This is a genomic window from Kitasatospora sp. NPDC058478, from assembly GCF_042720345.1.
In the GTDB taxonomy this organism is placed as follows: Bacteria; Actinomycetota; Actinomycetes; order Streptomycetales; family Streptomycetaceae; genus Kitasatospora.
On the sequence record NZ_JBHXML010000007.1, the window covers coordinates 152,172 to 163,843 of the forward strand.

Genomic DNA, 11,672 nt, shown 5'->3' on the forward strand with positions numbered 1-11,672 from the left:
AGGGGTCGTGCCCGGCGTGGCGGGACGAACCGTCACGGCACTTCCCGGCGCCGGTCAGAGAGCCCCGCGGCGTCGCGGGCCACCTCACGGTTGGTCGTAAGGTCCTCCGCGATACCCGCAGCGATGAGCGCTTCCCCCGGACTGTGGCCGGACCCGACGAAGCGCCATGCGGCGTCGACCGTCGTCCCGGTGTCCCAGTCGGCGTACAGGTCCCGGCCGGCGGCGACGGCGCGGGCGTGTTCGGCACGGGCGGCGCGGAGTTGGCCGTAGGTGGTGGAGTAGGCGCGGGTCTTGGTGAGGCAGTGGCCGCGGTATCCGAGCATGTGGGCCCAGGTGCGCAGGCGTAGGTGGTGCAGTTCGGGCAGGCCGCCGAGGCGCCAGGCGGTGGCGATGAGGGCCCTGACGTGCGGGTTGACGCGCAGCGTCCGTATCTCTGCCAGCGACGTGATGTGGCGGTCGGCGGCACCGGCGGTTTCGGCGCTCTTGCTGGTGTATTTGGCGACGTAGGCGGCTACCGCGTCGTCCGTGAGCCGTCCGCCGTCCCCGTTGGTGAGGGGATGCGCGTCGAGCTGAGTACCAAAGCTGAGCCGTCCGCCGCTGTAGGCCTCCGAGTCGGGGCACGGCAGCGCGACGGCGGAAGCCGCGGAGTGGACCGTCTCCAGGAGGAGGTCCGAGGTGGCCCAGGGCGGGGGCGGCGATGTGGGTCCGTCGGGCCCGTCAAAGCGGATGACGGCGTGGAAATGGACGGCGCCGCGCTTCTGGTACTCGGCGACCTTGGTGGCCGAGACCCGAACCAGGGTGCGCACCTGCCTCCGGCCTACGCCAGCCCCTGCGGCGATGTGGTGGTAGAGGTTGTCGCGGAAGGCCTTCCATAACGCCGGGGCCATGACGTTCCACAGGATGTGGCCGGGGTAGTCGTAGCAGTCGGCGCAGAGCGGCTGTCCGATGAGCGGGTCCGTGTCGGGGTGGGTTCGGCCGCAGCCGTGGTGGCCGCCGTGTTCGCAGCGTCGACGCCGGGCGGGGTGGCAGTCGTCGGCGCGGTGGACCGGGCCGAACGAAGGCGCGGTCAGGGTGACGAACAGTCGCGGGTGCGTCCGCACGGTGTCGGGGACGCCCTTGCCGCCGATGAGACCGGAGCGAACCAGGTGGAAGGTGTCGCCGCTGTGCTCGCGGGAGCAGGGTGCGCAGCGGGTGGCCCGACGGTTGCGGCAGCGGACCGGGAGCCGGCCGCCGGGTTCGGTGCCGGTCGAGTAGTGGCGCAGGACCTCGCCGGTCTCGGCGTCGAGGGTGGTGGTGCTGCCGGTGAGGTAGATCGGTTGGGCACAACCTCCGGTGGCGCGGATCTGGTCGAGCCAGCGGTTGAGGTCGGGCATCTCGCCGAGACTGACCAAGTCCCGGTCAATGATAGGAAGTTGAAGCAGCCGTGCCTCCCGGTCGAGGAGGGCGCGGCGTGCGGTGGGGTCGGCGTAGGGGTTGTTACGGGTCATGGTGGGTGTCTCCAGGGCCAGGGGTCGCCGGGCCCCGGCCGGGCCATGTGCGCGGTGGCTCGACCGGGGGTGGCGTGGGGGCGAGTGGAGCGGGTCCGGCGGGTGGGGGTTCGGCCGCCGGTGGGGGTTGGGTGGGTTGGCACGGCGATCACGTCTTTCAGGTGGTGTGGGTGAGGCCTTGGACGAGCCAGGTCACGGCGTAGACGACGGGGTCGGCCCAGCCAATGCGGTCGAGGTAGATGCCGAGGACGCCGACGAGCAGGACGTGCCAGGTGCGCAGTTCGCCGGAGCGGACGAGGAGGAAGGTCACGACGGCCAGGAAGGCAATCAGCACGGCGGTCATGTCCATCAGACGTAGACCCCTTCGTTGGGCTCGTCCGACTGGTGGAGGCCGGGCCAGGTCGGTGCCAGGCGGGCGTACTTCCTGGCGGTCCGGCGAGCCTGGTCGGGGGTGACGTGGATGGAGCGGGCCCGGGTCCACTGACCGTCGGTGTCGGCGGTGATGGCGACGCCCTGTTCGGCGAGGGCGATCCGCTGCGCAGCCTCCAAGGCGTCCTTGTTGAGGTCGCCGAGCGCCATCTCTGCCGTCCCCGCGTCGCTCACCCGGTGGCAGACCCGGCCGGCCAACTGCGCCCGCAGGGCCGTGACCCCGGGGCCGAGGTCCGAGCCGACGCGTTGCCCGGCGATGATCAGGTGGACGCCGAGGGCTGCGCCGAGTTGAGCGAGCCTGAGCAGATTGGTGGAGATCTCCCCGACTTGCGCCTTGTCGTCCCTCGTCGCGACCAGGTACAGCTCCGCGACCTCGTCCACGATCAGGACGACGGGCATCTTGCGGAGCTTGGCCGGCAGGTCCCAGATCGAGCGGGCGCCGACGGATCGGCACAGCTGCATTCGGGCTTCGGTCTCCGCGACCAGTTCTGCGAGCAGGTGGGCGGCTTCCGTCCTGGTGGATGCCAGGGCGGACAGCCTGTCCTCGAAGAGCGACAGCTCCATGCCGCCCTTGAGGTCGATGCCGAACAAGGCGACGCGTTGCGGGGCGAGTTCCTTCACCAGGGCAGCGATGAGAGTGGACTTGCCGGAGCGGGTGGCGCCGACGATCAGCCAGTGCGGGGCCCGGCGGAGATCGATCGCCCAGGCCCGGCCGTCCTCCAGCAGGCCGACAACCGCCCGCAGGACGCGTTGCTTCAGTTGGTAAGGGACAACGGGCACCCTGAGCGGGTCCCAGGCGAGAGCGGACAGGGTGACGAAGCCGCGCTCGCCCGAGAACACCCGGATCGTGTGCACACGCCAGGCATGGGTGAGCGCTTCGACGTGGGAGAGGAAGTGATCCGGCACCTGCCCGGGGTGAAGCCGCACCACCACGTCCAGACCGCCGCGCCGGTACTTCGGCATGCCCAGCCGGGGCGGGGCCGGCCGCAGGGGGTCGCCGCGCACCACCATGTCGCCGAGCAGCGCCCGCCCGGGACGCCTGGCCACCGCGAGACCGAGGTTCGTGGTCAGCCGCCGCCACGTCACCCTGACCCGGACGACCGTGACCGGGTAGCCGATCAGGTACCACCAGAGGTAGGGGTGGTTACGCCGCAGGCCCGGGGCCGTGCTGAGGAGGATGAGCGCCGCGGCCAGCAGCACCACCCAGAGGAACTGGAGAACGATCACGCCTGCCCTCCGTTCTCCATGGCCGTGTTGTGGGCCTCGGTCTCCAGGTCACGGGCCTGCCTGGCGGCCTTGGTGGCGACGATGGCGATGTGGTCGAAGAGCTGAGCGCCGACCTCGTCCCGGCCGAACGGGTCGACCTCTTCGGCCAGGTCTCCGAGTTCGCGCAGCAGGCCGCGCAGCTTCACGCGCGTCGCGCCGCTCATCAGGCGTCGCCGCTCTTGCGCGAGCCCGCCGGGGGCGAGACGGGAACGGGGGTGATGGTGTCGGCCCGGAAGGAGAGGCCGTGCCGGTCCCCCATGGCCCAGGAGAAGGCGGTCAGGCCGGTGACGTGCACCCGCACGCCCTCGACGACGCCCGCCGGTTCGCCGGACACGCTGATCTCGATGATCGAGGCCCGCCGGCCGTCCTGCCGGACCGCGACACCCACCGTGTACACGGTCTGGCCGTCCCGGTCCTTCCTCACCTCACCGGTCTCGCGGTTCGCCACTCGGGCTTCGGGGGCGACGATGCAGGTCATCGTGCCGAGCCGGGTTCCGTCCACGGGAATGGACTGCATGAGAGCACGCTCCTAGGTCACCAAGGCCGCCCGACGTAAGTCGTCAAACGTACTTACCTTTGATGCCCGATGATGCCCTTCCTTGACGCCCCGACGCAAGCGATTCATGCTTACGTTTAACGGCTAGCAACTGAAGACAGACATAGACACGCGGCCCGAGCTGGGCAAACGACCACACGCGAAGCACCCGACAACGACACGCGCACACGAAGCGGGCCTCCCCCCGGCGCCCGCACCAAGGGGTCAACACGATGGCGATCATCCGGAACGAGGCACTGCACAAGCAGGTGGCCGCAGCCATGCGACAGTCAATCGCCACCGGCGAGTGGCCCCCCGGTGCGCAGTTGCCCACCGAGACCGACCTCGCCCAGAAGTACGGCGTCTCCCGACCCACCGTCAGGCTCGCCGTCGCCGCCCTCCGCAGCGAGGGACAGTTGGACGTCAAGCAGGGCCGCGGCACCTTCGTCCGCACCGCCGTCCACGGCCCTGCCAGCGCCCTCGTACGCACGGTCACCCAGCGTGGCAACCACTACGAGACGCCCACCGACGCGTGGTTCGAACGCGGGGAGGAACCGACCGTCTACCGCACCCGCACGGACGCGGTCTCCGCGCCGCTGCTGGAGATGGACCAGGACGAGCTGGTCATCGGCTGCGACCGCCTTCTCACCGACCCCGCAGGCGACGGCCGAGTCCTGCACCGCCTCCTACTCCCCATGGAGCGCGTCGAGGCCACCCCGCTCGCCCAACAGCCCGCCGTCACGCCGGCCGAGGCCTACTCGACGCTCGCCGACGCCGGCCACGACCCCGCTTGGCGCGAGCGAGTCACCGCCCGCGTCCCCCAGCCCGACGAGCGCGAGGCTCTACGCCTGTCCGAGGCCGCCGTCCTCCTGGTCGTCCACCGCATCACCTACGACCGGGCCACGGACGTACCGCTGCTGCTCGAAGAAGCCCGGCTCGGCGCCGAAACCACCGGCCTGACCTACGACATCGAGGCCACCAAGCCCAAGCGCACCGCCCGAACGGCCAAGGCCGGCCGCTAATCACCGAGAACGCCGAACAGCCCTCGCGCCAGAGCAAGGCGTGGGGGCTGTCGCAACTTTCCTTCACTTAATCAAGCGGCGGCGCATCCGCGCCGCGGGGCGGCCCCAGCCGCCCCGGCCGGGCATGCGGCCTTGCGGCCGTTCCGGGCCGGTCGCCTGGCCCGCCCGCCAACAACCGCCCGCGTGCGGGGCTGCCGCGCCATGGCTGATGCCGGACGGCTCCGCGGTTTTACCCACCTCCCCGGCCCGGGACCCTCGTCGAGCAAGACCGGGGGCCACTCGGCCAAACTGCGGTCAGGCCCACAAGCCCTGACCGAGTCGCAGCAGCTTACGGCACCCCGATCATGCTCGACCCCAGACCAGACAGGACACCGGCCAAAACCACTCCGCCGCCCTCAGTCAGACACCGCCGCATGAAGGCCCAACACCCAAATCCACTGCCTCGCAATGATGTTCAACAGAAGATTGCGCAATGCATCACGAGAACCCAATGTTCGGAGGACCGCGTCGTGAGCTGATCCACCATCTGGAATGACCTGCATGCGCATGAAGACGAGTGCGACCAGGTGCCGCCATCCGGCGCCGATGAGGCAGCCGAAATGAACCGTCTTCGAGGCCTTGTGATGGCGCAGCGGCACGGCTGCCTCGTCCGTCGCCGAACCGGCAGCTGCCACGACCAGCCGCGGCGTTTGAGCAGGGCCCATACGCCCTCCACCGCGATAAGCCACATGGAACATGCGCCCGATTAGGTCTTGATCCTGACCTGCATCCGGCGCTGGTCCTCACAGTCGTGCGCCGGCGGACCACGATCCTACTTGCGCTCAAGCCAATCGACTTGTACGGACTCAGCCTCCGTCAGCCCGGTGATCCGTCCGAGACGGCCCGGCCTCACCGTGCTTCCGCCACTACCGGCTCAAGCACTTCACCGACCACTCCGAGACGCGCGACGTGGCAGCGATCTCCCGGCTCTTCTCCCTAGCCTCGAACCTGGCCGCGGCCTGCGGCCGAACCCGTTCCCGAACAGCCCTCTCAGCGTCGGTCAAGCCGCCGGTGTGCCCCACCCCCTGAGAGCTACTGGACCCAAACCATCGCCATCAGGCAACGCCCTTACTTGACCCTTTCAAGTTCAGTAGCGGGAGGCAGATTCAACTACCGGGACAGGGCTCCTGGGATAGCGAGGAAGCAATCGCCGCTTAATCGCGCAAGAGGAAAAACAAATAATGAATCCCGTGAAGCCAAATTGGGCGGCCGCACGGGACTCATTAACTTACATTCTGGGCCTCGCCTCTAGGTCCCAGAACTCACAAAATCATCCCTGGGTCCAGTTGACCAATGACCGAGAGATGTTGAAAGTGCAATCGATCTGACCCCAGTTATTGACGGTCGACTTCTCGTCAAACCACGTATTCGTGGAAGTCTGGTCGGCCTCCCAGTCACAGTAGCCGTAGTTCTGGAAATAACCAGACTTCTGCACATTCTGACAGTGAGCGTTGGAACCAGTGCTACCCCAGGTCGACCAGCATCCAAAGGTATTGCCGCTCGTTCCGGCAAATGCGCTCGGAGTGATCGAAATAACTGCTGCTGCCGCCAGCCCTGCCATCACCGCAACTCGGGTCAATTTCGACCGGAACGAAAGATCCGCGGCGCCATCCTTACCCATTTACCCTCCCAGTTAATCTACAGGTTGACCGCCCTGGTGTTGCCTCAACAGAGCGGCCGCCTACACCACACGAGTTGACCTATTTGAAGCCCGGCCACGTGGGCGTCGACTCTTTGATACTGACATAAGGGAGAACTTCACGCAAGCAAGACAGCAATTCAAGAATCAGTATTCGATACGCGCGCTACCAGAAATTTCGCCTTGCCCCGGGCAATCCGCCAAGGCGTAAAGTGGATCGACGTGAAGATGACAAGGAGAGCCATGGCCGCAATGACCCAGCAGTTCCAAGATGAAGCTGGCTGCCCCGCCCAATCCCACCATCGGCGATTCCCGGATGCGTCTATCTCCCAATAAGTCAGGGGGAATACTGTAAGAAGAGGAAGAACCCACGAAAGACGCCACCCAAAAACCCTGCCGGAAAAAACGGCAAAGCCGCCCCAAATAATCATTGATCGAACGGCCAATACGGCTTCGCTTGGACCCATGGCCAGCTCTTCAAGGGCCAAGACTGCCGTAGAGAGGCCAAAAGATCCAGCAACCCAGACGACCTCATATCGCCGAAGAGATAGGGTTCCTGTGAGCTCCAGAGAGCACATGGCGCTATCCAGGCCAACAGCTGCCACCGATGCAAATGCCAGCGGCATTTCTTTTCGAAAAGGAATTGGCGAGTCTGCGGCCCGATCAGCGAAAGGAAGTTCCAAATAGACGGCCCCGAAGAGCAGATTCACTACGGCGAGCAAGAAGATGGCTAAAGCGAGCTTACGGAAATGGTGCGCACGCGCAAACCTTATCCAGTCTGCGAGTCCATCATGCACAGTGGATTCCCTTGATGCTCTGGATCCGTTCCTGGGCCCAATTATTCTGGGCAGTCTCGGATTGCATGATCAGACGGCCGATCGCCTCCTGATCGACGCCGGGTGGGCCTCCATGAACATCTGACGGCTGACCGGAGCCGGTAATACGAGCAGCTACCCACGAGTCCAGCTCAAAGTCAGCCGTCAGAATCTTGCCCTGGTCATCACTGGTTTTTGCCACGCAGGAAGGTGTACTAGCGTTAACGATCAAAATTGACATACTGATCGCAACCTCCCACATGGACCCCTCGCGAATTGTGAAACTCTCCTCGACGGTTGAATTCTTCAAGCCCCGCTCGTAGAAGACCGGGGGCGAGATAATTAATCCCCGTGGCAACTGCGCTGCCCGCGTCGCCATGGCTTCCAACTGCGGCAGGTACTTCCGCTGTTCGGGCCAGACGCAGATCTTGGGCTGAGATGCAGTACACAGAGAGGCTTCAGGTGCTGACCGACGCACCTGTACGGGTCCCATCGGGCCGTAGACGGCCCCAAGCGCCACCACCGCGACCGCACAACCAAGGGCTGTCACTCGCTCCGGCCATGCACCCTCGATCCGCTTCCGCTCAGCCTTCACCGGGCGGTCAACCAATACCACCAGGGAGACGGCCAGACAGGCAATCAATAGACGTACGGCAACAGCCCCGGCAGAAGTTGTGGAAGCTGGCGGACCAGAGAGGAGAAAGAGTCCCAGACCAGACGGACCTGCGGTGGCAGCCAGAACGACGAAGCATCCAAGGCCGCATACCACTGGGCTGGCAAACACCGACGGAAACCATCGGCCTACCGCATGACCCAAGGCTATACAGAGAACAAGAACGCTTGTGCCGAGAAGTAGATATCCCGGCCACAGAAATCCAGGGCCGGCATCGCGATAACTCACGAGCGCAGCGCTGAGGATTCCAGCTATATATGCGACGATCCCGTAGCTCACGGTGGCCGCAAGCTGGACCAGCTCAGCCTTCCATCGTGAACGCGAAGCTGCAGTTATCTGGTCCTGGAGTCCGTGGCGCTGAACTCGCCCAGCCGACCATGCGGCAGCCGCCGCAAGAAGCGGGCCCAGATAGAATGAGGGGATCTGAGCAGCCACGCTGGCTTCAGGCCAAACACCTATCCACCACTGGGACCGGCCAAACAGAACGGCCAGGTCCAGTGTGATAAGAAAAGGCAACCACCACTTTAACGGGGAGCGGCGAAGCTCCAATAAGAAGATTCGCATCATGCGATCACCCGCTTTCCCTCCAGGACCGCCATATAGCCGCGCTCCAGCGGGCTATCCCCAGCGAGTTCGCAATTTCCGAAGCCGTTTAGCTCCTGCGGAGTACCGCGGAACACGAATTCGCCGGATCGCAGGACAAAAACCTCATCGCAAACGGCTGCAACGTCCTCCACCAGGTGGGTACTTAGAACAACTGCCGTATTTTCGAGCGACCGAACAAGCTGACGGAACTGAAGACGTTGCGCAGGGTCCAGACCCACAGTTGGCTCATCAAGCAGCAGTAGCTTGGGGGATCCAACGATCGCCGATGCCACACCTGCTCGCCGCAGCATTCCGCCCGACAAGGCCTTCATCTTTATTTTCTGCTGTCCATCGAGATCAACATCGTTTAGCGCCTTTAGCGTAGCCGAGTGGGCCTCAGAGGCTGGTACCTCACGCAGCCAAGCACTATATCTCACAAAATCATAGACCGAATAGGAAGGATAGTATCCAAAATCTTGCGGAAGGTACCCGATCTGACGGCGAGCAGTACGAGCATGTCGTTCACTATCGATGCCCCTTCCATAAATGGAGATCCTCCCCTGGAGGGGCGGCGCAACCGTTGCAAGAGTCCGGAGCAGGGTCGTTTTTCCGGCACCATTGGGGCCCAGCAAGCCAAATACGCCGACGCCAATTTGCCAATCGAGATTAGAAATCACCCGCTTCCGGCCGTAGCCCTGCGAGACACCGGACAAGGCTACGATCGGTGACACCTCTGTCCTTTCAGTCTATTTCGGTGGGCGCCCTCTGGAGCGCCCACCGAAATGATCAATCGCTGGTTTTGGTTAATTCCCTCTTAGTAAATCAACCGCGGCTGTAGGCCACCCAAGCCCGCGTCATGCTGAATGTGCAGTCAATCTGCCCCCAGTTTTCCTTCGAGGAGTAAATGTCAAACCACTCGGAGTCGGACTGTCGGTCCGGAGACCAGCTGCAAATCGCATTATTGGCGTAGTTGCCACTGTCGGTGACATTCTGACAATGGGCATTCGATCCAGTACTGCCCCAAGTCGACCAGCAACCGTTAGTCGAGGAGCTTGTTCCAGAGGCAAATGCGACCGGCGTCGCAACGACAAGTGCAGCGACACCCAGGCCGAGGCCGGCGACGGCTCGCGCTATCCTGAAGCGTGCCCCCGCAGGGGGAGAGATGATCTCCGCCATGACTGCTTCCTCCCAGTTTCAGCTCCATGGCGGGAACCCAGGGTCTCGGCGTTGCCTCGCCGAGACCCTGATCATTGGTCAATCCTCTTTAGGACATGGCAATTTCGCGCACAGCTGCCACCCGCCGACGGCCATGCTCCCACCACCTCAGGGCGCCACACAACGGCTTTCGGTAGCGACCCAGAGTCGGACTACTACTGTGAGTGGCGCTACCCGACCACGCTCGCGTGCATTCACTCGCCAGATCCCTTGTCGCCCGATTTGCACACCTACCGAGAGTGACGGCATGCGTGTGAAATTTCACCGACGCTCAATCATGCCTCTCCGGGGGACGCTCTCCAGACTCTGGCTTACAGTGCCACGCGGCAGTAGGCGGCGGGTCACGGTTCTCGGCGCTCTGACCTCCAAAGCATGGCCACTACTACGAGGGTGCATGTCAGCGGGTGGCAGTGGATAGTCGGAGCCATTCCAGCACATCAGCGGCACTACTAGCCGTAGTCGAACGAGTGCCCAGGCCGCTTCGGAACGAGGAGGCCAGAGAGCTTGGGCCAATGCAGTCTATGCAGGTACTGGCTCCGGTCTGAGGTTCCCCCGAGGTGCGGAAGGTTGCCGGATATGGCCTGATGGGCCATGAGAAGGGAGCCTCTGTCATGGCTGCACCGATGAAGTACCCCAATGCCGCGTAGTTAAGGGGTGGTTGGGCTGGTCAAGACCACGTCCGGGTGATGTTCCAGCCGGTCGGGAACGGCCCATTCGGGAGCGAGGATGTAGGTCGCGGGGGCCACCTTGCGCAGGATTCCCTCCCTTTCCCAGCGGATGAGCTCACCGGTCAGGCTCCGATGGTGGGGAAGGCCGAGTTCCTTGGCGATCTCGGTGGCGTGCCGGGCTCGGCCGGGGTCAACGCGCATGAGCTGGAGCGTACGATCCCGTCGCCCCTCGGGGGCGAGTTCGGCGCTTTGGTGGACGGTGACCGTGATCCCGGTCATGCGGGCGGTGGCCCGGAGCTGGCTCTGGTCGGGCGGGTTCGCGTAGCGGGAGACGGGGCACTTGACGCGGCGCGGTGCGACGCGCGGCCGACGCCCGGGCAGCAGGTTCTCCAGGACCGCCTGGCCGATTCGGCCGGTCCGGAGGGGTCGGGTGGGGTCGGACAGGATGCCATCGGCGGCGACGACCTGGTCTCTGGCGGCTTCGAGGGCGGCGGTGAACGCGGCCCGGTCGGGGTCGGTGCCGGGCACGGACTCCGAGGCTTCGGCCATGGCCCGGCGAAGAGCCTGATAGAGAACCAGCTGGGCCCAGACCTCCTGCTGCACCCCGAGGGGGTCGTGCGAGCGCAGGACAAGCCCTCCGGCCAGAGAGTGCCGCAGGGCGTAGAACGCTGATTCGATCTCCCATCGCTCGCGGTAGAGGGTGACGAGCTCGGCTGCGGGGTAGCGGTGGTGGTCGAGCAGCGTTGTGGCCAGGCGGTAGTGGCCGGTGATGCGGACGCCCCCGTGGATTGTCGCTGTGACCTGGGCGTCGATGACGCGCAGGCGCACCCCACGGATCCGCGTCAGGTAGGAACCGTCGGACAGGTGGGCCCACTTGGCGGGGGTACGGCGGTTGTCGAGGCGGACCAGGAGCTGGGCTCCGGTGGCCGCGCAGCGGGCCAGGAACTCGTCGGAGTCGAAGCCTCGGTCGTTCAGCAGCAGCATGCTGTCGTTCAGTAGCGGCAGCAGCTGCTCGGCGTAGACGGTCTCTCCTGGGGCTACCGGGCCGAAAACTGCTCCGAGCAGGGCGCGTGTCCCGGTCTCGCACAGGGCCATGAGTTTCAGCATGGGGTAGCCCTCCTGTCCGTAGCGGTGCTTGATCTTGCCGAGCCAGTCGCAGACGCGGGGCCGGTCGGGGGCCTTGGCAGAACTGCAGCCGTCGAAGGCCACGGTTCGCCAGCTCCGGTAGCACACGCCGGGCGTTGTCGGCTGGGCGACCGGCCCGGCGAGGCTGTCGAACAAGAGCTTCAGTGGGGTCGG

12 protein-coding genes are annotated in these 11,672 nt (G+C 65.1%); 1 reads left to right on the plus strand and 11 read right to left on the minus strand.

The annotated features are described in order from the left end of the window. Nucleotides 1-32: 32 nt before the first annotated feature. The 5 genes from ACFWPT_RS06100 to ACFWPT_RS06120 form a co-directional block, all read right to left on the minus strand. Nucleotides 33-1,487 (minus strand): replication initiator, encoded by a 1,455-nt coding sequence (locus ACFWPT_RS06100; protein WP_380479852.1) that lies wholly within the window; start codon nt 1,485-1,487, stop codon nt 33-35. Nucleotides 1,488-1,644: 157 nt separating this feature from the next. Then, the gene (locus ACFWPT_RS06105; RefSeq protein ID WP_380479854.1) at nt 1,645-1,836 is read right to left on the minus strand and encodes a hypothetical protein; all 192 of its coding nucleotides are present in this window, start codon (nt 1,834-1,836) and stop codon (nt 1,645-1,647) included. Then, nucleotides 1,836-3,143 (minus strand): FtsK/SpoIIIE domain-containing protein, encoded by a 1,308-nt coding sequence (locus ACFWPT_RS06110; protein WP_380479859.1) that lies wholly within the window; start codon nt 3,141-3,143, stop codon nt 1,836-1,838. The genes ACFWPT_RS06105 and ACFWPT_RS06110 overlap by 1 nt, the downstream gene beginning before the upstream one ends. Beyond that, nucleotides 3,140-3,346 carry a hypothetical protein gene (locus tag ACFWPT_RS06115; RefSeq protein ID WP_380479861.1) on the minus strand — a complete coding sequence of 69 codons (207 nt, stop codon included), beginning with the start codon at nt 3,344-3,346 and terminating at the stop codon, nt 3,140-3,142. Before ACFWPT_RS06115 ends, ACFWPT_RS06110 begins: the two co-directional genes overlap by 4 nt. After that, entirely contained in the window at nt 3,346-3,699 is a 354-nt protein-coding gene (locus ACFWPT_RS06120) for a hypothetical protein (RefSeq protein WP_380479863.1), read from the minus strand. Before ACFWPT_RS06120 ends, ACFWPT_RS06115 begins: the two co-directional genes overlap by 1 nt. Nucleotides 3,700-3,950: 251 nt before the next feature. Here ACFWPT_RS06120 and ACFWPT_RS06125 point away from each other — a divergent pair, with 251 nt between their 5' ends. Further along, complete coding sequence (locus ACFWPT_RS06125; RefSeq protein ID WP_380479865.1) at nt 3,951-4,739, plus strand: GntR family transcriptional regulator; 789 nt, start codon at nt 3,951-3,953, stop codon at nt 4,737-4,739. Between the two features lie 395 nt (nt 4,740-5,134). On the opposite strand, the gene ACFWPT_RS06130 is transcribed toward ACFWPT_RS06125, so the two are convergent. The 6 genes from ACFWPT_RS06130 to ACFWPT_RS06155 form a co-directional block, all read right to left on the minus strand. Beyond that, nucleotides 5,135-5,476 carry a hypothetical protein gene (locus ACFWPT_RS06130; RefSeq protein WP_380479867.1) on the minus strand — a complete coding sequence of 114 codons (342 nt, stop codon included), beginning with the start codon at nt 5,474-5,476 and terminating at the stop codon, nt 5,135-5,137. A 572-nt stretch (nt 5,477-6,048) separates the two neighbouring features. After that, entirely contained in the window at nt 6,049-6,399 is a 351-nt protein-coding gene (locus ACFWPT_RS06135) for a hypothetical protein (RefSeq protein ID WP_380479869.1), read from the minus strand. A 158-nt stretch (nt 6,400-6,557) separates the two neighbouring features. Continuing rightward, nucleotides 6,558-7,214 carry a hypothetical protein gene (locus ACFWPT_RS06140; RefSeq protein WP_380479871.1) on the minus strand — a complete coding sequence of 219 codons (657 nt, stop codon included), beginning with the start codon at nt 7,212-7,214 and terminating at the stop codon, nt 6,558-6,560. Continuing rightward, complete coding sequence (locus ACFWPT_RS06145; RefSeq protein ID WP_380479873.1) at nt 7,207-8,472, minus strand: ABC transporter permease; 1,266 nt, start codon at nt 8,470-8,472, stop codon at nt 7,207-7,209. Before ACFWPT_RS06145 ends, ACFWPT_RS06140 begins: the two co-directional genes overlap by 8 nt. Beyond that, the gene (locus ACFWPT_RS06150; protein WP_380479875.1) at nt 8,469-9,221 is read right to left on the minus strand and encodes an ATP-binding cassette domain-containing protein; all 753 of its coding nucleotides are present in this window, start codon (nt 9,219-9,221) and stop codon (nt 8,469-8,471) included. The genes ACFWPT_RS06145 and ACFWPT_RS06150 overlap by 4 nt, the downstream gene beginning before the upstream one ends. Before the next feature lie 1,131 nt (nt 9,222-10,352). After that, nucleotides 10,353-11,672, minus strand: a 1,320-nt coding sequence (locus ACFWPT_RS06155) for a transposase (protein ID WP_380479877.1), incomplete at its 5' end; no start/stop codon positions are given.